The sequence below is a fragment of the Haloarcula mannanilytica genome (assembly GCF_005406125.1).
GTDB classification, from domain to species: domain Archaea; phylum Halobacteriota; class Halobacteria; order Halobacteriales; family Haloarculaceae; genus Haloarcula; species Haloarcula mannanilytica.
Genome location: NZ_BIXZ01000001.1, coordinates 61,170 through 82,351, shown reverse-complemented (window position 1 = coordinate 82,351; position 21,182 = coordinate 61,170). Strand labels below are relative to the sequence as shown.

18 protein-coding genes are annotated in these 21,182 nt (G+C 62.9%); 8 read left to right on the top strand and 10 right to left on the bottom strand.

Features of this window, described 5'->3' with window-relative positions; genetic code table 11:
- Positions 1-3: 3 nt before the first annotated feature.
- Positions 4-1,251, bottom strand: coding sequence for a serine hydroxymethyltransferase (gene glyA / locus Harman_RS00375; RefSeq protein ID WP_137681849.1), 1,248 nt, complete (start codon positions 1,249-1,251; stop codon positions 4-6).
- Between the two features lie 153 nt (positions 1,252-1,404).
- Between glyA and Harman_RS00370 the strand changes: the two genes are divergently transcribed.
- The 3 genes from Harman_RS00370 (at position 1,405) to Harman_RS00360 (ending at position 6,261) form a co-directional block, all read left to right on the top strand.
- Positions 1,405-3,489 carry a hypothetical protein gene (locus Harman_RS00370; RefSeq protein ID WP_137681848.1) on the top strand — a complete coding sequence of 695 codons (2,085 nt, stop codon included), beginning with the start codon at positions 1,405-1,407 and terminating at the stop codon, positions 3,487-3,489.
- A 212-nt stretch (positions 3,490-3,701) separates the two neighbouring features.
- Positions 3,702-4,520, top strand: coding sequence for a transcriptional regulator TbsP (tbsP, locus tag Harman_RS00365; RefSeq protein WP_137681847.1), 819 nt, complete (start codon positions 3,702-3,704; stop codon positions 4,518-4,520).
- Between the two features lie 31 nt (positions 4,521-4,551).
- A complete protein-coding gene (locus tag Harman_RS00360; RefSeq protein ID WP_137681846.1) occupies positions 4,552-6,261 on the top strand; it encodes a YcaO-like family protein in 1,710 nt (569 codons plus the stop codon).
- 26 nt (positions 6,262-6,287) lie between these two features.
- On the opposite strand, the gene Harman_RS00355 is transcribed toward Harman_RS00360, so the two are convergent.
- The 3 genes from Harman_RS00355 to Harman_RS00345 form a co-directional block, all read right to left on the bottom strand.
- Positions 6,288-7,436 (bottom strand): DUF63 family protein, encoded by a 1,149-nt coding sequence (locus tag Harman_RS00355; RefSeq protein ID WP_137681845.1) that lies wholly within the window; start codon positions 7,434-7,436, stop codon positions 6,288-6,290.
- 108 nt (positions 7,437-7,544) lie between these two features.
- A complete protein-coding gene (locus Harman_RS00350; RefSeq protein ID WP_137681844.1) occupies positions 7,545-8,387 on the bottom strand; it encodes an inositol monophosphatase family protein in 843 nt (280 codons plus the stop codon).
- Between the two features lie 72 nt (positions 8,388-8,459).
- Positions 8,460-8,660, bottom strand: coding sequence for a hypothetical protein (locus tag Harman_RS00345; RefSeq protein ID WP_137681843.1), 201 nt, complete (start codon positions 8,658-8,660; stop codon positions 8,460-8,462).
- Between the two features lie 119 nt (positions 8,661-8,779).
- Between Harman_RS00345 and Harman_RS00340 the strand changes: the two genes are divergently transcribed.
- Positions 8,780-8,959 (top strand): hypothetical protein, encoded by a 180-nt coding sequence (locus tag Harman_RS00340; protein WP_137681842.1) that lies wholly within the window; start codon positions 8,780-8,782, stop codon positions 8,957-8,959.
- A gap of 592 nt (positions 8,960-9,551) precedes the next feature.
- On the top strand, positions 9,552-10,769 hold the full coding sequence (locus Harman_RS00335) for a glycosyltransferase family 2 protein (RefSeq protein ID WP_137681841.1): 1,218 nt from the start codon (positions 9,552-9,554) through the stop codon (positions 10,767-10,769).
- A 27-nt stretch (positions 10,770-10,796) separates the two neighbouring features.
- Here Harman_RS00335 and Harman_RS00330 read toward each other — a convergent pair whose 3' ends face one another.
- A complete protein-coding gene (locus Harman_RS00330) occupies positions 10,797-11,636 on the bottom strand; it encodes a hypothetical protein (protein WP_394347808.1) in 840 nt (279 codons plus the stop codon).
- 375 nt (positions 11,637-12,011) lie between these two features.
- On the opposite strand from Harman_RS00330, the gene Harman_RS00325 reads away from it, so the two are divergent.
- The 3 genes from Harman_RS00325 to Harman_RS00315 are packed head-to-tail and all read left to right on the top strand — an operon-like array spanning position 12,012 to position 14,907.
- Positions 12,012-13,451: a DUF58 domain-containing protein gene (locus Harman_RS00325; protein WP_137681840.1), complete on the top strand. Its 1,440-nt coding sequence runs from the start codon at positions 12,012-12,014 to the stop codon at positions 13,449-13,451.
- Positions 13,448-13,951: a hypothetical protein gene (locus tag Harman_RS00320; protein ID WP_137681839.1), complete on the top strand. Its 504-nt coding sequence runs from the start codon at positions 13,448-13,450 to the stop codon at positions 13,949-13,951. Before Harman_RS00325 ends, Harman_RS00320 begins: the two co-directional genes overlap by 4 nt.
- A complete protein-coding gene (locus tag Harman_RS00315) occupies positions 13,948-14,907 on the top strand; it encodes a hypothetical protein (protein ID WP_137681838.1) in 960 nt (319 codons plus the stop codon). Before Harman_RS00320 ends, Harman_RS00315 begins: the two co-directional genes overlap by 4 nt.
- Before the next feature lie 14 nt (positions 14,908-14,921).
- Here Harman_RS00315 and Harman_RS00310 read toward each other — a convergent pair whose 3' ends face one another.
- From Harman_RS00310 to Harman_RS00290, 5 genes are all read right to left on the bottom strand, one after another.
- Complete coding sequence (locus Harman_RS00310; RefSeq protein ID WP_137681837.1) at positions 14,922-15,932, bottom strand: AAA family ATPase; 1,011 nt, start codon at positions 15,930-15,932, stop codon at positions 14,922-14,924.
- Positions 15,925-17,019 carry a DUF4350 domain-containing protein gene (locus Harman_RS00305; protein ID WP_137681836.1) on the bottom strand — a complete coding sequence of 365 codons (1,095 nt, stop codon included), beginning with the start codon at positions 17,017-17,019 and terminating at the stop codon, positions 15,925-15,927. The genes Harman_RS00310 and Harman_RS00305 overlap by 8 nt, the downstream gene beginning before the upstream one ends.
- Complete coding sequence (locus tag Harman_RS00300; RefSeq protein WP_014040460.1) at positions 17,019-17,294, bottom strand: hypothetical protein; 276 nt, start codon at positions 17,292-17,294, stop codon at positions 17,019-17,021. The genes Harman_RS00305 and Harman_RS00300 overlap by 1 nt, the downstream gene beginning before the upstream one ends.
- A 98-nt stretch (positions 17,295-17,392) precedes the next feature.
- The gene (locus Harman_RS00295) at positions 17,393-20,458 is read right to left on the bottom strand and encodes an ABC transporter permease (protein WP_137681835.1); all 3,066 of its coding nucleotides are present in this window, start codon (positions 20,456-20,458) and stop codon (positions 17,393-17,395) included.
- 7 nt (positions 20,459-20,465) lie between these two features.
- Positions 20,466-21,167, bottom strand: a complete 702-nt coding sequence (locus Harman_RS00290; RefSeq protein WP_137681834.1) for an ABC transporter ATP-binding protein — start codon at positions 21,165-21,167, stop codon at positions 20,466-20,468.
- Positions 21,168-21,182: the final 15 nt, after the last annotated feature.

Below are 21,182 nucleotides of genomic sequence, written 5' to 3'. Positions count from 1 at the left end.
AGTTCAGTCGTACAGCGTGTACTCGTCGGTGAGTTCGTCCACGCGGTCGCTGACTTCCGCGACGACATCGTCGTCGTGGGGAGCGTCGACGACTTCGTAGATGAGATCGGCGACTTCGCGGCAGGCGTCCTCGTCGAAGCCGCGGGTGGTGAGTGCAGGCGTGCCGGCGCGGATACCCGAAGGGTTGAACGCCGAGCGGGTCTCGCCGGGGACCGTGTTGGCGTTGAGGACGATCCCGGCTTCTTCCAGTGCTTCCTCGACTTCCTTGCCAGTCGTGTCGGGATGGGACGGCCGAAGGTCAATGAGCACGAGGTGGTTGTCCGTCCCATCCGAGACCAGGTCCAGGCCGTGCTCTTGGAGTCGGTCGCCGAGGGCGACGGCGTTGTCGACGGTCTGCTGGGCGTACTGCTCGAATTCGGGGGAAAGCGCCTCGCCGAAGCCGACCGCCTTGCCGGCGACGTTGTGCATCAGCGGGCCGCCCTGCGAGCCAGGGAAGACGGCGTTGTCGATGTCGTCGGCGTACTCCTCGTCGCACATGATGATGCCGCCGCGGCCGGCGCGAATTGTCTTGTGCGTCGAGCCGGTGACGAAGTCAGCGACGCCGACGGGCGATTCGTGGACGCCGGCAGCGACGAGACCAGTGATGTGAGCGATGTCCGCGAGGTGGTAAGCGTCGGCGGCGTCAGCGGCTTCCTGAATCCGCTCGAAGTCGACCTCACGCGGGTATGCGGAGTAGCCCGAAACGATGATGTCGGGGTCGAACTCCTCGGCGTGGTCGTGGAGGCCCTCGTAGTCGATGTAGCCGGTCTCCTCGTCGACTTTGTACTGTTCGACCTCGTACACTTGGCCGGCGAAGTTCGCCGGATGGCCGTGGGAGAGGTGCCCGCCGTGGGTCAGATCAAGCGAGAGAATCTTGTCGCCGGGTTCGAGCACGCCGAGATAGACGCCCATGTTCGCTTGCGAACCGGAATGGGGCTGGACGTTGACGTGGTCCGCACCCCACAGTTCCTTCGCGCGGTCGATGGCGAGTTCCTCGATGTCGTCGGCGTACTCACAGCCACCGTAGTAGCGCTCGCCGGGGTAGCCCTCGGCGTACTTGTTCGTCAGTTCCGACGACTGGGCTTCCATCACCGCTTCGCTGACGTGGTTCTCGCTGGCGATCATCGCCAGCGTGTCGTTCTGCCGGCCTCGTTCGCCCTCCAGGGCGTCTGCGACTGCCGGGTCCGTTTCTCGCACGGTTTCGTAGCTCATGTATCCGGGTCAGGACCGGCAGGACAATAATCTACCCTTTGGGTCCGTGCCTGTGACATGCTGGCACGCCTTGGCAACAGTCCCGGCGATGCGAAAGCGGCCGGGTTCTGTCACCCATACATATATATCGGATACCGTTCCACATGATGATACATGGTCGCCTGGGGGGTGACAGGCGAGCGGGTGGACCGGGCCGGCAATGGGACGCCGGACTGGGATGGGGAAACGGTCGACCCGACCGCACTGGTGCGCCAGTTACACAGTCGAAAAGCTACTGACGGCGAACAGTTACCACACCGTGTCGACGACTGTTATCGGGGGAACATCACCGAGCTAGCGCTGCCAGCGGTGGACGCGACGGTAACTCGTGTTGACACTGGCGGCGACGACACTTTCGACCCGCCGACGACGCTACAAGAGGGAACGTATCTCCTGACGATGCAGGCCCGTGCCGCGGGGAGCGACGGAGACTCACCGCTGGATATCGACGACGACGTTCGGATGCACGTCAAGTTCGACGGTCCCGCATCGATCCATTCGGCCGGCACCACGTCCGTTATTGCCTTCCACGAGTGGACGAGCGTTACGCTCGGATTCGTCTGGGAGACGAACGCGGAGCGGCCGCATCTGCAGGTCCCCGCGACACCCGTGGGGATCGCAACAGCGATCACGCATCTGAGCGGCGCCCATTACACAATGAAGCCGTCCCGCTCGCATCCGGAACTCCGCGGGCATCCGCCGATAGTGACGACCGGTGAAACGACGCGTATTCCCGAAACTGTTCGGCAGAACCGCCCTGATACCGGTATCACACTCCACGTGCCGGAGTGTGAGGCGGAACTACTCGTCAGCGCACCGCTTGCGTACTATCTCGGGGCCGAGGTGGTCGTCGAACCGCGGGATTCCGCACTGTTGACGACCGAGGACGGGTCGGTCCGCGTCTCCTTCGACGCGTGGCCGTCGCTACAGGAGGGGGTCGCGGCCCTGCTCCGAAAGGTGTTCTACCTGGATTGCCAGGTCAGACGCGTCGATCCCACCGAGAGCGGGAGCCGCATCTCGTCGGCGCTCTCGTTGGACCCGGACACGGTCCGGTCACTGTCGCCGGCTGGACGGCTCGAACGGTACGTCGATGTCTCCGATGAAGCCGTAAACTCTATCTTGCCGGAGTGGCCCCTCTCGACGTACGTCTCGCCGGAGCCGGAGCGAGTCAGGAGTCTGCCCTTCCTGCTCGACCGGCTCAGCCTCATCTATCTGCCGGATAGCTCCCAGCTCGACCGAGAGGAACTGCTTGACAGGACGCTTGCCGATTCGTATCTGAGTCGCGGGGCAGCCGAACGGCCGCCGATCATCCAGCCGACTTTACGCGAAGGCCAACTGCACACCTGGCTCGCCCTCGGAAACCCGATTGACGCGTGCAAGACGCTGCCTGAAGCGTACGTGAACCGCTATCGGTGTCAGACACGCGATAGCAACGACCAGCGGGTCGCAGTCGTCCTCAACGACGAGGAGATGGCCGACGAACACACCGCTGTCACCGAGATATACCGGGCGGCTGATCTCCCGATGGACGTGCGAGTCAGGGAGTCGCTGTCGGTCAGCGAGTTGGCCGACGTGTTCGAACAGCCGACGGACTTCGTCCACTTCATCGGCCACTGCGACGACGCGGGCCTGCGGTGTCCGGACGGCAACCTGGCGCTGTCGTCGCTGTCGAACGCTCGGACGCAGACGTTTTTCCTGAACGCCTGTGGCTCCTACGACGAGGGGCTGGATCTCGTGAGCCAGGGCGCGGTTGCCGGCGCGGTGACACTGACCGACGTGTTGGACAAGCACGCCGCGCTGGTCGGTACCACCTTCGCGCGCCTACTCAGTAACGGATTCAGCATCCAGCGAGCGTTGGAACTCGCCCGACGGCGGATAATGATGTGCAAGGACTACGCGGTCGTCGGTGACGGGACCTACTCGATTATGCCCAGTCCTGCACAGCCAGCGGTGGTCTGGCTCTCGGAGAGTGACGCGGGATTCGACGTACGGTGTACGGTCGTTTCCCCGGAGCGCCCCGGGGAGAGTTACCGGCTACCGTTCGACGACAGCACCGCGCTGAACGGCGAGCAGACGAGCCACTCGCTGAACAGAAGCGAGTTAGTTGCGGCGCTGAACCGGACTTCACTGCCGGTCATCTACGACGGCGAGTTCCACTGGTCCGACGACCTGGCTCCACGCCTCGCGACGGATTTCTGATAGTCCCGATCCGGTCTTGTCCCGTACAGCACCGCTGACACTGATGGCAAGCGCGGACGGTTCAGTCCATCCACTGAACGGGTTCTGCTTAGGATTTGTGACCGATATTTTATCGTTGTTCAGCGGTGGGTGTTGTCGGATTCCTGGAGAAATCAACACCATTTAGCCGGTAAAATTAAATATGCCAATACACTATATACTGGCATCGGACAATGACTGAAAATCTCCTGCAGGACGATGTCGGTTCTATGTTGACGACGGTGTTCGGGTCAACAGACGAGCCGGTCTACGTCGTGAACCCGTCGCGGCGGAGCATCGCAGAGCTTGTATCGACACTGGACGCCGATTCGGACGCACCCGAAGTCCGTCTGCTGGCTGACGAGCGCGCCCTGAAAGACGTGATGGATGACTTCCTCATCGCCAGCACTGCGGCCGATCTCATCGACGAGGAGCGTCTCACGATGCGGCTGCTCGATGATGTGCCGAACCACTCAGTCGCGGTAACCGTCGACGCGGTGTACGCGCTGGTCACCATCAGTGACACGGTCGGCGGCCTCGGGACTGACGACACGGAGTTCGTCGACAACGCCTACGACTACTACGACTCGACGTGGACGGACGCCGACGAGTACTCGCTCCGGACGCCGCCGCTCAACCGCGTCCAGAGCACGCTGGAATCGGACATCGGCTCGGAGACCGCGTCGGACTTCAACGAAGTCCTGAACTCCCTGTCGACGGCCCGCGGCGATGGCGACGGCCTGGACGAGGTCACTATCAGCCTGCTCGTGGCCGCCCGGAACGGCGAACTGCTGTACGACATCAGCAAGTGGGGCGAGGATGTCGGGCTGGCGAGCAAGGCGACGTTCTCCCGGACCAAGACCAAGCTCGAAGACATGAACCTCATCGACACCGAGAAGGTCCCGATCGACGTGGGCCGGCCGCGACTCCGCCTGATGCTCGGCGACGACCGGCTCAAGGACGCCGAGCCGGACGAACTGGCCTCCGTCGCACAGTCCATCCTCGCCGCGTAGATTTTTCCCGCTTCACCACGAGGGCTTCGGCATGCGAACTGTCGAAGTCGTCGGGCGTGGACCGGCCGTCGACGCACTCACCGCGTTTCTCGCCGATATCGACGTGTCAGTATCACAGCCGTCGACACCGACGGACGCCAGTGGCGACCTCGCCATCGTCGTCGATACCGTCGGCGCAGAGATGTTTGGGGCGTGGAACAACCGGGCACAGGAGACCGACACGCCGTGGGTGGCTGTCGAACTCGGCGGTGTCGGCGGCGTCCCGGTGACCGACGCCGCGATCAGCGCATTCAGTCCGGAGACCGGCTGTTTCGACTGTCTCAAAACACGAGTCGAGGCAACGGTCGAAGAAAGCGAGGCGCTCGCTGAAGCCCCAGCAGCAGGTACCCAGCGCTTCGCGGGAGCGCTGGCCGGCCGGCTCGTGACGCAGTTTCTCGACGGCAATGGGACCCTTTTCGGGACGGTCACTGAGCTGCCACACGACCAGCGGCGGTTCCTCCCGGTCCCGGACTGTGATTGTGGCGAGTCGCCGAGCAAGCACCTCGGCGACGGTCGTCAGACGGCCCACGACAGCGAGGCACTGTCGCGGGCGGAACTCGGACTCGACGAGCGGGTCGGTATCGCCACGGAGGTCGGCGAAGTCCACTCGTTCCCGGCTCCCTACTACCTGTCGACGCTCGCCGATACGGCCGGCTTCAGCGACGTGTCGGCCGCCGCCAAGGCCGCAGGTGTCGCAATCGACTGGGATACGGCGTTCATGAAGGCGCTGGGCGAAAATTACGAGCGGTACGCGGCGGGCGTCTACCGCGAAGCCAACTTAGAGGGCGGACCAGTTGGGGACATCCCCAACGCCGTTGAGCCCGATGCGTTCGTCAGGGACGAGGACAACTGGGATGAGTCGACAGCCATTCCCTGGATCCCGGCCGAGGACCTGCTGACCGACCAGCGGCGGTCGCTCCCCGCCGAAACCGTCTACTACCCGCCGCCGTCCAACGCTGTCAGGTCGGCAACGACGACCGGCCTGGGCCTGGGCAACACTGTCACCGAGGCGCTGCTGACCGGGTTGTACGAAGTCATCGAGCGCGACGCCGCGATGCTTTCGTGGTACTCGACGTTCGAACCGCTTCGGGTCGCTGTCGACGACCACGAACGGTACGACACGCTTCGGCGGCGCGCAACGTCCGAGGGACTGGACGTGACGGCGCTACTGTTGACACAGGACGTGGACGTACCGGTCATCACCGTCGCGCTGGAGGGGGACGAGTGGCCCCGATTCGCGCTTGGCACCGACGCGGATCTGGACCCGGGTGCAGCCGCCGTCGGCGCGCTGGAGGAAGCGCTCCAGAACTGGATGGAACTCGACAGCATGGGTCCGGAGGCAGCCGCGGACGCGCAGGGCGCAATCGGACGCTATGCCGACTCGCCCGGAAACGCGGCCGACCTGACCGCGACGGAAACAGCGGTACCGCTGGATTCGCTCGGTCCCGACGCGGACCTCTCCGGTGAAGCGGAGTTAGAGACGCTGTGTGACCGGGCGGCTGATGCGGGGCTGACGCCGTATGGCGCACGGCTGACAACGCGTGATCTCGAACAGCTCGGCTTCGAGGCGGTCCGGGTCGTCTGCCCGTCGGCACAGCCGCTGTTTTTCGGTGCGTCGTTCTTCGGTGAGCGCGCCGAAACGGTACCGGCAGATCTGGGCTTCGAACCGCGACTCGACAGAGACCACCATCCGTTCCCGTAGGAAGGGACGACGCAACGAGAGAGGGTTCAGATACCGAACGTCGCCCGCAGCATGTCCCGGCTCCCGGGCCCGAGTCCGACCGCGGTGACCGCGATGAGCAGGAGGAGCGCGTACCGCGGGCTGTCATCGATGAACTCCTCGTTGAACAGCGAGACGACCAGCGAGGCGACAGCGAGCTTAATGAACAGGAACGGCCAGGACGTGCCGATAGCGGCCGAGAGACTTGCCGGCTGGAGTGACTCGGTGGCCGCGATGATGAACGCGTTGGCCGGGTGCTTCGGGTAGTAGGTCAGCGGGACGTTGAGCACATCAAGCCAGTCAGCCAGCAGGACGTTCGCGACGCCGTCGATGGCGTGGCCCCAGATGACGAGCAGTCCAATGTAGCCGGTGCCGTCGTTCATCGCCGGTCGATAGGTCTCAAAGGCCCAGTAGAGGGCATACGACAGCGCCGACGCTAGCCCCACTGTTGTGATGAGAACGGATGGATACAGGGTCGCGTACTCGCGCGTGAGCGCGACATACGTCAGGTACAGGAGCGTGCCCACAACCAAGACACCGCCGACAGCGCCAGTCGTCCGGTAGTAGCTGTCGATGACGCCGTCGTTGTCGAGTTTCACACAGACGACGAGGACAAGCAGCGTGAGCAGGAACACCGTCCCGTAGATGACCGGGCTGATGATGAGCGAACTCAGCGGGTACTCGACGATGGGAGAGACACCGGCCTCAACTGCGCGGTCGGTCGCGTCCTCGACGGTCCGCAGCGCGCCGCCGAGCAGCATGAAGGGGACGAATGCGAAGTAGAGCTTCGGGTCCTCGGCGATGTCCAGTCGTTCGAGGAGGAAATAGACGCCGACCAGCATGTACACCAGAATCAGCATATAGCCGACCTCGGAGACGATGGTGTATCCCGGTTCGGCGATGAGTCGCCCCTCCTGAATAGCCGCCTGACAGCCCTCGTACAACGGCTGTGGACCGGATGCGGTCATCTCGGCGCAACTGGCCGCCTTGGCGTCCGCGTACACCGGCCCCCAGAAGTACTGCCAGAGGAACCGGTCCCAGACGACCCGTGGAGCGGCCAGAACAGCGCCGACTGCGACGAGGAGAATTGCGACGAGAGAGCCCAGCCAGAGTTGACCAGGCCCGAAATCATCGACGGCCCGCTCGAACGTTTCCATGGCCGTGTGACCGGTGGCAGGCGGTTTTAGCGTTCCGGTCGCGTGTGGACAAAACGAACAACCGCGGGTCGGAAAGATCGATCAGCGAGGAAGGGCGCGAAAGCGCGCTTAGTCCTGCGTGAGCGCCTCGTTTCCAGCCGCTACGAAGGCGTCGTGGGCCTCGCCGTTGGAAGCGACGACCGAATCGCTGTCGTGGGTCCAGGGTTCGCCATCAAGGTCGGTGACCGTCCCGCCGGCCTGTCGGACCATATGAACGCCAGCGATTGTGTCCCAGGGGTTCATCGGGCGCGTACACACGAGCCCCTCAAGCGCCCCGTCGGCGACGTGTGCCAGCGTGGCCTGGAACGACCCCAGACGGCGGATGTCACCGAATCGGTCGCCGATAGCGCTACACAGCCGACCGAACTCCGCCCTGTCGTCGCGGTCCCACCAGCCGACCGGGGCGACTGCGAACGTCTCCGGATCGGTTCGCTTGCTCACCGAGAGTTCGGTTCCATCCCGCGTGACGCTCTCCGGGCCAGCGGCGTAGAGGTCGCCGTAGGAGGGGAGGTACGTGGCCGACGCGACCGGGTCACCGTCGACCACTGTGCTCACACTCGTCGCCCACAGGCGCATCCCCCGGACGTAGTTCGCAGTCCCGTCGATAGGATCGATGACCCACGCCGACCCGTTCTCGGGAACGGTATCGACCGCTTCGACAGCACTCTGAGCGGTTTCCGGGCCAGCCAACGTGGAGAGGTCCTCCTCACAGAGGAAGCGGTCGCCGGGAAACGCCTCCCGGATCGTGGCGACGACCTGCTGCTGGGCGTCGCGGTCGGTCTCCGTGACGAGATCGTTCTTGTTGGCTTTCGACTCGACACTGAGGTCGCCCCGAAACTGCTCGCGGGCGACGACACCGCCGGCACGGGCCGCCCGTTCGGCGACTGCCGCCCGGTGGCTTGCATCTGTCATACCTGTCGCTGGACCGGCCTCGTTCAAACCACCTCGCCTTCCAGCAAAACGTGATCGCCGTTCGGCGTTGGGTCAGTCGTCTTCGACAGCCTTGTCGACGGCGTCGAGAATCGCCTCGGCGATATCCCTGGCCTCGTTCGGTGTGTACAGGACCTGATTCCCCAGTGACTGTTCGATACGGACGTAGCCGTCATCGTCCTCGATGGAGAAAAACGCGGTATTCTCCAGCGGTGGCACGCGCAGGCTGCCCCCCTCGGACTGGTCTGTAGCCATGTTACAACATACCATATGTAGCGGTTTAAATCTACGGTCCAGGCTACAGATCCCAATCTGATTATATTAATTGATAATCAGACCCCAACAGCTTATATTCATCCTGAGAACTTGCCACTATGGCTACGATACGTGGCGGGCTCCGGTTCAGCAAGGACATCTCGATTATCATGCTTTTGGGAGTCGTGTACGTCCTCGGCCTGAGCGTGGCAACGCTGATCGGCGCATCGAAGAACCGGATGCCGCAGCTCCACGCCGCCGGCGGCAAAATTCGGAGCCGGCTTCGCCGCCCAGTGTGAGGGCACTGGCGATTTCACGTTCCAAAGCTGGTCATCGGACGGACAGAGAATCTGATCCTTGTTCACGGCGGATTTGTAGCGATAGTACTACTTGGTAGAACATACACGACACCTGCTGCGACTGTCCCGGAGTCGCTCCGAACCGCCTCCATATGAGGACAGGACGCTGTTGTCATATCAGTTATCGCGGGGCAACAATTCGTGTGAAGATTTCGACAGGGGATCTGCAGCAGACACAGTATACTAGTATGATAAGTCTCCGTTTCGGAGGACACATTACGGTTGGTATAATATTCCAGTACCTGTTGAGCCCTTACAATATACTGCATCAGCCGATGAAATTAGTGACGAATATTGGTGGGATGGGGCTAACGGGTTCAACATTGTGATTAATGATGTATTACACCACCCGACAGCTTTATTATACGCTGCTTTGACATGACATTCTGTGTGAAAGGTGTGCGATACCTATCAGAAATAAATCATTGAACTCAGATAAGATGGGGCCTACTATTGGTATTCAAGCGGACCAGTTCAGGGGGCGTGGAGAGCGTATGCTAACAGACGCATCAGTTACAGCCAGGGTACGGGAATGACGATACAAGCAAATCAGGCAAATCAAGCAAGTCAACAGGGGATCGCGTCCGAAACTGCAGACGAGTTCCTCGTCACGCCGGAGAGCGAAGTCACGCCGGTTTTGAGCGTCGTGATGCCCACACTCAACGAAGAGGAGGGTATCGTGGAATGCATCGACCGGATAAAGACGGCAATTTCGGAGCTGCGCGTGCCGACAGAGATCATCGTGAGCGATAGTTCTACAGACAGAACGCCCGATTTAGCTCGCGAGCGGGGAGCAACAGTTGTGACGCCAGACGAACCTGGGTACGGGTACGCGTATCGCTACGCGTTCGACAAGGCCCGGGGAGAGTACATCGCGATGGGCGATGCAGATACGACGTACGACTTCGAAATGATTCCACAGCTCCTCGACCCGGTCCAGAACGGCGATGCCGACATCTGTATGGGGAGCCGTTTGGAGGGAGAGATACGGGACGGGTCGATGCCACCACTGCACAAGTACGTCGGGAACCCGCTGTTGACGCGGTTCCTGAACACGTTCTATGGGGCCGGGGTGAGCGATGCACACAGTGGGTTCCGCGTGTTCACCAAGGACGCGCTGGAAACGCTAGAGCTAGAGACGACCGGGATGGAGTTTGCTAGCGAAATGATCATGGAGGCCGGTGCGAACGATCTCACCATCGAGGAGGTCCCAATCGTCTACCACGAGCGTGAGGGCGAGGAAACGCTCGACAGCTTCAGTGACGGCTGGCGACACGTCCGGTTCATGCTCGTGAACGCGCCGGACTACCTGTTTTCGTACCCGGCCCTGCTGCTGGTGTCACTCGGTGCGGTGTTGATGTCACTGTCGATTGCACAGTTATCGGTCAGCGGCATCAACTTCGGCATCCAGACGATGGTGGGCGGGTCGCTGTTGACGATCGTCGGGTACCAGGTCTGGACGCTTGCACTGTTCAGCTCCATCGCCGCGAACCCGATCAAAACGCCGGACGGCGTGCTCGTCAGGATGATACGGGAGCAGTTCCAGCTGGAACACGGCGCGTCGATAGGCATCATCGCGACTGCAATCGGCGTGCTGTATCTCGGGACCGTGTTCGGGCAGTGGCTCCTTGGCGGCGAAGCGGCGTTACCGTCAGCCACAGCAACGCTCCTAGCCTCGACGGTTGTGGTCCTCGGGATACAGACCGTGTTCGGGTCGTTCTTCATGAGTATGCTCGCGGACAGCAGCTAACGGCAGGTCCGCGGTTCAGGCGAGCAGTCAGGCCCGGACACACCGGCTCGCACACGTTCCGTTCTCGGCACACTGAACATCGGGTCGGGTTCGGTTCTCGGCGACGAACTGCCACTCGTTTCGACCCACATTGTCAGTGCCGTTCGAGTACGTGAGCTGTCTGTATAGGCCGTTGTAGTTCATCACGCTATCGTACTCCGTTCGTGTGTAGCGCTCCTCGTCGATACCGTCCTGATGCGCGTCAAGCCCCATCGCGTGTCCGAACTCGTGCATGAACAGGGAGGCAGTAATTTTCGTCGAATCGAACCGTTCCATCGCAGCGATTTCGGGCCGTCCCGCCCCGACGAAGTAGTCGTCTCCGTTGTAGGCCACATCGTCTGTGAGCAAGACGTAGTAATACCCGTCCGAGCGGTACTCAGAGTGGTTGCTCCGGAAGTCATAGATATCATTTTCAGGACCCGCACGGCGGTTCGAGTACACGGTTCCGTTCACCGAGAGATTGGTCTCATCCGCGACGAGATGGATATCTATGCCGGTAGACCCGTCGGGGTTCGAGACGGGCGCACTGTCGAAGGTCTCCACGATAGACGCCCGGACGGAGTCACTGAGCGTCGTCGACTGCGTGGAGTCCACTTCGACGTAGATGTCGGTCCGGAGTGGATCTGCGCCCGGAATAGCCTGCCCGCAGCGGACTTCCATGCCGTCCGGATAGCCGTCTCCGTCCGTGTCCGGGTCGGTCGGGTCGGTGCCGTAAACGGACCGCTCTAGCGAATCGGACAGCCCGTCACCGTCTGTATCAGTCGTGTTATCAGCGGCTTGGGCGCCCTGTGCCGTCAGGTTGTCCGGTCCACCACTAGCGGTGTTCACCTGCGGGGCTGTTCCAGCGGCGGGGAACACGACACCGGCGAGAAGTAGCGTGACAAGCGCGATGACGCCCAGACGAAGCGCCGGTAGTCGCTTGAATCGGGTGTCCGCGAGGCGGTGCTTGACAGCGAAGATACCGGGAAGGATAGACTCGAAATTGATATTGATATCTATAGAGGTGAGAGATTTGAACTGCGGTATACGAGTTACAGTCGACCTTACTCCCATCTATACAGCATCTTTCAACGATTGTGGGTTAAGTAAGTAATTCTCCAAATATCAATATCAAGTTCGATATTAAGTGTCGAATAGGAACGCCACTTATGCGCTCTGCGTCCGTCGGTATCTTCAATGGTCTCCGTTCAGTAACGGCAGCTAATGCGTGTTACCCGGCGGTTCTGGCTCACGCTCGCCGCAATCGGCAGTCTTCTCGTCGGTGGCGGGCTGCTCGATGCACCGATGCTAGTCGTCGGTGCTGTCGGGCTTGCAGGCTGGCTGCTTGCGATGCAACTGGCGTTCGTCCGTGGGGTTTCGCGGATAAAGAACGAACTCACGGTCAGCCAGTCACTGGATCGGCCCCGTGTACGCACCGATGTCGAAACGACATACACACTGCAGGCGTCAGTTGACGCCGACAGCGACCACTTGCCGCTGTCCGTCGAGGCAACAGTCCCACTCGCAGCACGGATGGAAGCGGGGCAATCTCCGAGAATCGACCTCGACACCTCGATGCAGTCCTCGTCAGTGACGGTTCCGTTGACCTGGGAAACCGTCGGTGACCACACTGTTCCGGGCCCAACAGTGACAATCACCGACGGAACCGGGCTGTTTACCCAATCGTTCACGACTGATGCAGGCCCGGAGATAAGGGTTGCGTCACCGTCCGTCGGCCCGGTCCACGTCGGACAAGGCGGGAAACAGCTGCTACGTGGCGTCGGCGAACACGACGCCCGCGGGCGGACAGGCGGTCTCTCAGCCGAGGAAATCCGAAAGTACGTCCCGGGCGACGCGCTGAAATACGTCGACTGGAAGGCGACCGCCAGGTTAGACGAGGCCCACGTCCGAAACTACGAAGCCGAGAGCAACCGGAGTGTCGTGTTGCTCCTCGATCACCGTCATACAATGGCGGACGGACCGCCCGGAGAGACGAAGTTGGCTCATCTCAAAGCGGTCGCCGCGGCCTTCCGACAGCGTGCCGAAACGATCCGCGACCCGCTGGGTTATCTCACGGTCGACGACGAGGGCGTGACAGACTCAGTGGTCCCCGTCGCGAGAACCGAGGCGTACAGGTCGGCCCAACACCGGATCAACGACCTCACTGCCGAGGCTGAGACACACGCTGTGGCCACCGGAGCAGCGACGTGGACCGGTTCGATGGCTCACCGGGATCCGACGGTGGAGACACGATCACCGATGGAGATGACGCTGCTCGCGTATCGTGATGCCGCCGGATCGAACCGCCACCTTCCGAACCAACCACTGTACAACGGGTTCCAGGCAGCACCCCTTGAGATACGCAGCGCGGACCTGCTTGTCATCTGTACCGACGACAGTAATCGAACGGAACTACGGAACACGGTTGGGCTGGCCAGACGCAACGCGACAGAAGTAGTCGTGTTCATCACACCGACCGTGGCCTTCGACCCGGACCTCATTACGGATCTCGACGCCGCATACGAGCGGTATCGGGACTTCGATCAGTTCCGGCGAGAACTGAACGAAATCGAGTCAGTGACCGCCTACGAAGTCGGCTCGCCGGACCAGATCTCGGCGATTCTGTCCAGAAACCCGGCAAACACCGAGAGGGGGCACGTATGAGTCTGACACAGGGGACACGGGAACGGCCACGCGATCCGCTGCCAACCGGGATCGGCCTGCTCGGAATCATCGCCGCGACGAGCGGGCTCGTCCTCGGCGGACCGACGTGGCTCGTGTTCACCGGGATTGTACTCGGAGGTCTCTATCTGCTCGGAACACCGGTTCTCGCGGTCGTGTTCGGGCAGATCGGCATCGTCGCAGTCGACGCCCCGTCGCTGCTGACACTCGCTCTCGTCGAGGGCGGCTTACTCGTGACGTTGCTTTCGATGGCCGTCAGAACACCCGACGGCCGGGTCGCCGGTAGCCTGGTCGCGGGTGTCGTGCCGCTGCTTGGCGGGGTCGCCTGGCTGTCACTCTGGCAGTGGAACTTGGAGCCACTTCTGGTCGGAAGCAGCCTCCTTTCCGGGGCCGCAGTTGTCGGCTATCTGCTCCACCGCTATCTCCTGATTGACCTCGATATCGTAACTGCGGACGCAGCGTCGGACAGTGATATCCCATGAGTCAACCCGAGCCCAAACAATCGGACGCGTCGACCGATGAACGCACCCAACAGACAGATGTTGTACCGGACCGCCAAACACTCGAAGCGGAGTTAGAAGTGCTGCGGGAAGAGAACCGACGGTTACGCGACTCCTACGCGCGTGCAAAGCGGACGACGTTCAGGCGGACCGCAGTAGGGTTTTTCGCGGTCGGCGGGCTGTCCCTCATAGCGGCGTTCCTCTTTCCGACCTTGCAGACCGTCTTCATCGCGTTCGGCGGGACCGGCGTGTTCGCCGGCATCGTCACGTTCTATCTCACGCCCGAGCGGTTCGTCTCGGCGTCGGTCAGTGACACGGTGTTCGCCACGCTGGCCGATGTCGAACAGCACCTCGTCAGGGAGCTGGAACTCCAGACCGAGGCGGTGTACGTCCCGACGCCGTCGCGCCCGGAGACGAACGCGCGCCTGTTCGTCCCACAGCACGTCGAGTATGTACTTCCGGACACGGAGCGGTTGGGGGAGCTGTTCGTCACGAGCGCTGTCGAAGCGGGGCAGGGCGTTGCCCTCCCGCCGACCGGCGATCGCCTCTACACCGAGTTCGAGCGCACGCTGTCGGGCGATCTCGGTGACGACACCGGCACGATAGCGACACAACTGACCGCGGCGCTGACCGAACAGTTCGAGGTCGTCGACGACACGACGGTCGAAATCGACACCGAGAATCGACACGCGTCAATCGCTGTCGACAACCCGGCATTCGGCGACATCGACCAACTGGATCACCCGGTGGTATCCCTGCTCGCCGTGGGATTTGCCACGGGCCTTGACCGACCGGTCACCGCCGAGACACACGATGACGACCGGTTCAGCGGTGTCGTGACGGTCTCGTGGGAGTCAGTCAGCGAGAAGGCACCGAACGAGTCCGATGGTGCGATGGCTCGGACACAGGACGCGACAACGACGCCGGGGACCGACTGATAGCAACCCGTTCGCTACTCAAACTCGCCTGTCGTCCCGCCGTCACCGACCGCCGGCTCGACGCCCGCGCTGTGGTCGGTGTCGGATCCGGGCGGCGTGATCGACTGGAGGATTTCCTCGATAACCGCCTCGGAGTTGATCTGGCTCAGTTCGGCGTCGCTGTTCAAGATCAACCGGTGGCGCAACACCGGGAGCGCCATCTCTTTGACATCATCCGGAATGACGTACTCCCGGCCGTTCAGCCGGGCGGTCGCTTTCGATGTGTTCTGGAGCGCAATCGTTGCCCGCGGTGAGGCCCCATGAATGACGTTTCGGTGGTTCCGCGTCGCGCCGACAATACCGAGGATATACTCCTTGACGCTGTCCTCGATGTGGGTCTCGGGTATCTTGTTTCGAGCGCGCAGGAGTTCGTCCCGGGAAATGACCTGAGAGATAGAGTCCGCATCGAGTGTGGGATTTGAGTCGAACCGGTCGAGAATCGCACGCTCCTCGTCGGCGTCGGGAATCTCCGTGACGAGTTTCATCTGGAACCGGTCCCGTTGGGCCTCCGGGAGCTTGAACGTCCCCTCCATCTCCAGTGGGTTCATGGTCGCAACGACCGTAAACGGCGTCGGGAGTTCGAGCGTCGACCCCTCGATGGACACCTGCCCCTCTTGCATCGCCTCAAGCAGCGCGCTCTGTGTTTTCGGCGGTGCGCGGTTGATTTCGTCGGCGATGACCAGATTCGTAAACACCGGGCCTTTCTGGAGTTCGAACTCCCCGTTGCGCTGGTGATACACCGTCGTTCCGGTGATATCTGCAGGAAGGAGATCGGGCGTCATCTGGACCCGAGAGTGCTGGAGATCTGTCGCGTTGGCGACAAGGGTGGCAATCGTGGTTTTCGCGACACCAGGGACCCCTTCCAGAAGCACGTGTCCGCGTGTCAACATCGCTACCGTAATGTGGCGGAGAACCTCTTCGTTACCGATAAGAACTGTATCCGTCTCCTGTTTGAGACGGTCGTACAGTACCGACGGATCAGTCATTACGTTGACGTTCGGCCCGCTGTTTAATAACGGCTTCCGTTACTCGCTCGATCTGGGCGGTCTCCCAGTCCGGATGGCGGGCTCTGAGATACTGCTCGACGCCGTCCGGGGACAGCTGCGGGTCGGTATCGTGGCTGTTGTATTCCCGGAGACGGTCCCGGAGCCGTTCGTCGAGCCGGCGGTCGAACACGAGTAAGGTCCCGACCAGCACGACGCCACAGAACAGTAACAGCGCGTCAGACCGCTGCACAGCCAATATGGCGGCGGCCACCGGCGGGACGCTGCCGGCATGTGAGTAATCCAGCAGTGCGGCGTCGTGATCGGCGAGGAGGTTCCGGACGAACCGTCTGTTGTCACCGCGTTCGAGCATCGCGTTCACGAAGATGCTCGGATCGCCGACGGCGATGACCCGGCCGTCACCGACAGACTCGCTCGTGACGACGGGCCGGGAGGCCAACTGCTCCTCGTTGTCGAGTTCGGCGTTCCCGTTGGTGTCGAGATAGGCGTACTTGGAAGTGTTGACGAGCGTCGTCGCGTCGCCGGCACTGACAGTCGTGCCGTAGTTGAGGACGACGGTGTCAACGCCGGCCGTCTCCGGATAGTCGCCGGCCGGTGTCGCTTCCGGGAACGAGGAGTTCCGGTAGTAATTCCGGTTATCGTACACTGCCCGGCCGTCGAAGCGGGCGTCCGCGCCGACGGCAGCAAGCAGCGTATTTCCGTGTGGCCGGTAGTCCTCGGCGACAATGAGCGTCCCACCGTTTTGAACGAACTCCGCAACCCGCGCCTGTTCGCTCGACGAGTACGACTCCGCCGGCGAGAGCACGACGGCGACGGTACCGTCCGCACCGGTCGTGGGATACTGACTCACGTTCGTGCCCACGGTCACATTTGCGCCGGCCTCGCCTGCGATATCTCGGAGTTCGCCCGCACCGTCCCACTGGGAGTTATACACGCCAAAGGCCGCCGAGGAGGTGCTCGCAGCGTAGACGAGCGCGATGACCGTGAGGACGGTGTAGGCGGTCAAGAGGAGCTGCGGGCGACTGAGCGATGGCAGCCGGGAATCATCAGAGAGCGGTGTCGACGCCATCAGACCAGCCCCGGGGGTAGAATCTCCAGAATCCGTTTGATGACCACGTAGGCAAAGCCCACCAGCCCCAGGCCGATGAGCCACCAAAGTCGCCGTCGCCAGCGCGGCGACACGGCCTGTGGCGCGACCAGTTCGACAGTGACGAGAAACCCGATCAGCGACACGACGAAAAACAACTCCAGCGTCAGCGCATCCAGCAAGGTCAACACGAGAATTGTGCCGAGCACCCACATGAGATGCCCATAAATGAACTGCTGGCGCTGTCGGGTCGCCATACTACGGCGTTCTTGTCGGTAGACAGTCAAACTTCCGACCGACAGCCGGTGACTAAGACTCCCATTGCGCGAATTGACAGTTGATCTAGCAGTTCGGTTCAGTCGTCGCTAGGCTGTCTCGCGTCCGTTGACTCGTCGTCGGGCGTCCGCGTCCGGTCACCGCTGGGAAGCAGCGACACCGGCGACGCCGTCAGATACGGCACCGTCGCGACCAGCGCACCGAACAGCGCAAGCAAGACGCCACCAGCGAATATCGCCGCGAGGATGGTCGGCGGCGTCCGCGCGGAGAGGCGGAACCCGAAGAAGACGAGCCAGCCGGCCCGCTCCAGTACCTGCAGTGCAGCAACCGAGAGTACCAGCGCGAGGCCCGTTGCGGGGATGGCGATACGGGCAATGTCGGCCAGAATCGTCCGCAGGACGCGCCACTGGGTCGCCCCAGTCGAGCGATGGATGCCGATGGCCTGCCGGCGCGCGTGGACTCCCTGTGCGAACGTCGCCGTGGTACTGCCGACGGTGCTCAGCGCCGAGAGGGCGACAAGCACGCCGAGAATCAACTGGACGTTCCCGAACACGCCCTCTACGGACCGCTCGATGGGCGTTCCCGAGGCGTAGGACCCGCTGCTTGCCACCGCGGAGGCCAGTCGCCGGTCACCGGTCACCGTGTAGTCTGTCGTCGTGAGAGTGGTCCCGTTGGCTGTCACCCGGTAGGTGTATGTCCCGGGCTGTCCCCGTCCGCCGTTCGGTGAGAATCGCGTCTGCGTGACGTTTCCGGGCGGCATGTAGACGGTGCGGTTCTGGGAGACCCCGGGGCCAATGACGCCCACATCCCGCGTGATCGGTTCCTGCCAAGGGTTTGCCAGTCCGATTGTGAGCGTTGGCGTCGTCAGGACCGACCCAGAGGACGGTGAGATCGACAGCTCCGCGTACAGTTCCCGTTCGGTTCCCCGGACGATTTGAATGTCGTGTGTGGCCGTCTGATCCCCCGAGCGAGCCGTTATCGTGTAGTTCCCTGGCTCACGGGGAAGGGGAACAACGGCGACACCGCTTGCACCCGTTCTGAGCGACGGCCCGTTCACCGAGACGGTGGCGTTCGAAACGCGGTCCCCGGTTTTCGTGACGACGGGAACGGAAAGTCCCGACCCGGGTGGGGCCTGTGAGGGTAACTGGTTCGGGATCTCGATGGCGTCCGGCGAGACGACAGTCACCGAATGGGTGTACTCCCCGGCAGTGGCGTTTGCCGGCCCCAGTTCCGACGCCCTGAAGGAGACGGTCCCGGTCCGCTCCTGTCCCGGCGGGACGGTCACCGTCGTTGCCTTGCGCGCACCTCGATACCGGACTGTTACCTCCCGAGTCGCCCGCTCGTTACCGACGTTTCGCACAGCCACGGAGAGGTTGATACTGTCGCCTTCCGTGACTCGCTCCGGACCCGACAGCCCCGTCACGACAGCACCCGACTGGTTAGCAGCGACGCCGTCGGCGTCGTCGATCTCGGACACCGGCCCCTTGACGCGAATCATGTGGACCTCTCCCGGCCCGGTCGCCAGATCGGCCGCGGAGTCAAGCGGCAGAATGAGGAGGTCATCGAGCGTTCTCGGGGCGTCGTACCGTCCGACAACGGTGACCCGGCGAATCCCGGGCTTGACGCTCCCGCTGACGGTCAGTTCGTCGCCGACTTCGACATCCAGCGTCTGCGAGAGGTCACTCCCGATGACGGCCTCGTCGTGTCGCTGTGGTCGCTGGCCCTCGACTAGCGTAGCTCCGGTGACGTTCGCGAACTCATCGTACTCCGCTCCGTGGGCCATGTACGGCTGGCCGTCGGAAACCTGCGCGTAGATGATCTCCGGGCTGGCCGGCGTCCCGTCGGCACGGAGCGCCGACGCATACTCGGCGTCGAGGCGGCTGTTCAGGGGATGAGGCGCGCCGGCTTCGGTGATAGTTCCGGAATCGCCCGCCCCACCGCCGAGCGGAGAAGCGAGGCCGGCCAGCGAAACGACGAGCAAGAATGTGATGCCGAACACGGTCAGCGTTGCCGCCGTCGGCACGACCGAGCGCCACGACAGAAACGTCGGCGCGACCCAGTTCCGGACCTTCGCACGCGTCGACTGGCCGGACTGGCCGGACCGGGCGTGACGGCTGCCGAGCGAGGCCGGTGGGCGAGTCGCCGCGGGATAGGCCGCAAACGCGCCGGCGACGAGGCCCATCAGAACGAAGACACCGGCGACGCCGGCGACGACGGTCGCGCTCTGACCCGTAACGGTGACATCGAGCGCGATGGGCAGGCCGACGTAAATCGCGACGTTGACAAGCGCCTTGATGAGAATGAGTCCGGCAGCGTAGCCCAGAACCACGCCCGTCGTCACGAGAAGCCCAGCCCGAAGCGTAAACAGGAGCCCGACGCGCCAGCCCGACGCGCCGGTCGAGCGGATGACCCGGATCGCGTCGAGTCGGTCGCGGACGCTCATCTTCGTGACGTTGTAGACGACGATGAGGACCAACAAGCCGCCTGCGGCAGCCGCGATGCCCAGCGCCCAGAGCACCTGCTCCAGGCCGCCGAGCACGTACAGGAGCGCGCTGACGAGCGGTGACCCCTCGCTGGGCAGGCTTCCAAGGCCGGTCCCGCTCGGGCTGTGGTCGATGACGAAATAGCCCGTGACACCGACCTGCTGTGCGGTCGAGGCGTTCGTGGCGTACCACTGGTTGGAGAGGAACGTCGTCCCCCGCTCCTGTGGCACGACCGAGAGCGAGATGGTGCCGTTGGACCCGCTCACCGTTCGGGTCCGCTGCTGGGAGACCGGTCCCCGGCCGTCAACGCCGTCCGGTATCGTCGGTAACCTCCCCTCTTGCCACTGGGCCGACCCCTCGATAAGGACCCGCGGCGTATCGGGCGGGATGCCGACGAGCCGAACCGCAGTTCCGTTTGTGGTCGCCGTCGCTGTCGGGAGGACGGTGACATCCCCACCGGGGTCCGGCGGGCCGTTCCCCGCGTCGTGGTAGGTGACCGTCCCTGAGTTCGCAAGCGGTTCGGCGAACGTTTCCGAGTACGTGACAGCGGTGAACAACAGCAGGACCGTGCCGATGAGAAACGCGGCCGTCACGGCGACGACGACGACGGTGAGCCGGTCCCGTCTGGACCAGCGAAACAGGAGGGCGTTTCGGTATCCCATCGGTTCGTTAGTTCGTCTCCGTGGACGGACTCGCGTTCGGCGTCGAAGCGGCGTCGGAAACGAGCGTGCCGCCGCGGATGAACAGCCGTTCGTCGAACCGCTGGGCCAACTGCGGGTCGTGGCTGATGACGACGAGCGCGGTTTCCGTCGATTCCTTCATGCTGAACAGGAGATTCAGCACCGACTCGGCCGTGTCCGGGTCTAGCTGTCCCGTCGGTTCGTCGGCGAGGACGATCTCGGGTCTGTTGGCGAGCGCCCGCGCGATGGCGACCCGCTGTTTCTCGCCCCCGCTCAGCGTCGCGGGATACTGGTGTTCGAGCCCGGCGATTCCAAGGCGGTCGAACAGCGTGTCCAGCCAGTCGGGGTCGCGGTCGCCGGCGTGTTCCTGCGGGAGTGACGCGTTCTCGCGGGCGGTGAGGTCACCGATGAGCTGGAAGTCCTGAAAGACGAACCCCAGCGTCGTCCGCCGCAGGCTAGCGCGCTGGCGTTCGGACAGTTTGCTCGCGTCCCTGCCGTCGATTTCCAGCCGACCGCTAGACGGTGGCTCTAGCAGTCCGAGGACGTTGAACAGCGTCGACTTTCCGGCCCCGCTTGGCCCCTGGACGAGCATCGCCGCGTCGGACCCAACCGAGAGTGAGACGCCGTCGAGAATCTTGGTTCCCCGCCGTGTGACACACAGCTCCGACCCGACGAGGACGGGGTCAGTCATTATCGGCCTTTCTGC

Bases quoted from the DNA above. Each gene is read 5' to 3' on its own strand.
- Harman_RS00370 (WP_137681848.1), top strand. From the start codon at position 1,405: ATGGTCGCCTGGGGGGTGACAGGCGAGCGGGTGGACCGGGCCGGCAAT.
- Harman_RS00300 (WP_014040460.1), bottom strand. From the start codon at position 17,294: ATGGCGACCCGACAGCGCCAGCAGTTCATTTATGGGCATCTCATGTGG.
- Harman_RS00320 (WP_137681839.1), top strand. From the start codon at position 13,448: ATGAGTCTGACACAGGGGACACGGGAACGGCCACGCGATCCGCTGCCA.
- glyA (WP_137681849.1), bottom strand. From the start codon at position 1,251: ATGAGCTACGAAACCGTGCGAGAAACGGACCCGGCAGTCGCAGACGCC.
- Harman_RS00310 (WP_137681837.1), bottom strand. From the start codon at position 15,932: ATGACTGATCCGTCGGTACTGTACGACCGTCTCAAACAGGAGACGGAT.
- Harman_RS00360 (WP_137681846.1), top strand. From the start codon at position 4,552: ATGCGAACTGTCGAAGTCGTCGGGCGTGGACCGGCCGTCGACGCACTC.
- Harman_RS00335 (WP_137681841.1), top strand. From the start codon at position 9,552: ATGACGATACAAGCAAATCAGGCAAATCAAGCAAGTCAACAGGGGATC.
- tbsP (WP_137681847.1), top strand. From the start codon at position 3,702: ATGACTGAAAATCTCCTGCAGGACGATGTCGGTTCTATGTTGACGACG.
- Harman_RS00315 (WP_137681838.1), top strand. From the start codon at position 13,948: ATGAGTCAACCCGAGCCCAAACAATCGGACGCGTCGACCGATGAACGC.
- Harman_RS00295 (WP_137681835.1), bottom strand. From the start codon at position 20,458: ATGGGATACCGAAACGCCCTCCTGTTTCGCTGGTCCAGACGGGACCGG.
- Harman_RS00325 (WP_137681840.1), top strand. From the start codon at position 12,012: ATGCGTGTTACCCGGCGGTTCTGGCTCACGCTCGCCGCAATCGGCAGT.
- Harman_RS00345 (WP_137681843.1), bottom strand. From the start codon at position 8,660: ATGGCTACAGACCAGTCCGAGGGGGGCAGCCTGCGCGTGCCACCGCTG.
- Harman_RS00340 (WP_137681842.1), top strand. From the start codon at position 8,780: ATGGCTACGATACGTGGCGGGCTCCGGTTCAGCAAGGACATCTCGATT.
- Harman_RS00305 (WP_137681836.1), bottom strand. From the start codon at position 17,019: ATGGCGTCGACACCGCTCTCTGATGATTCCCGGCTGCCATCGCTCAGT.
- Harman_RS00350 (WP_137681844.1), bottom strand. From the start codon at position 8,387: ATGACAGATGCAAGCCACCGGGCGGCAGTCGCCGAACGGGCGGCCCGT.
- Harman_RS00290 (WP_137681834.1), bottom strand. From the start codon at position 21,167: ATGACTGACCCCGTCCTCGTCGGGTCGGAGCTGTGTGTCACACGGCGG.
- Harman_RS00355 (WP_137681845.1), bottom strand. From the start codon at position 7,436: ATGGAAACGTTCGAGCGGGCCGTCGATGATTTCGGGCCTGGTCAACTC.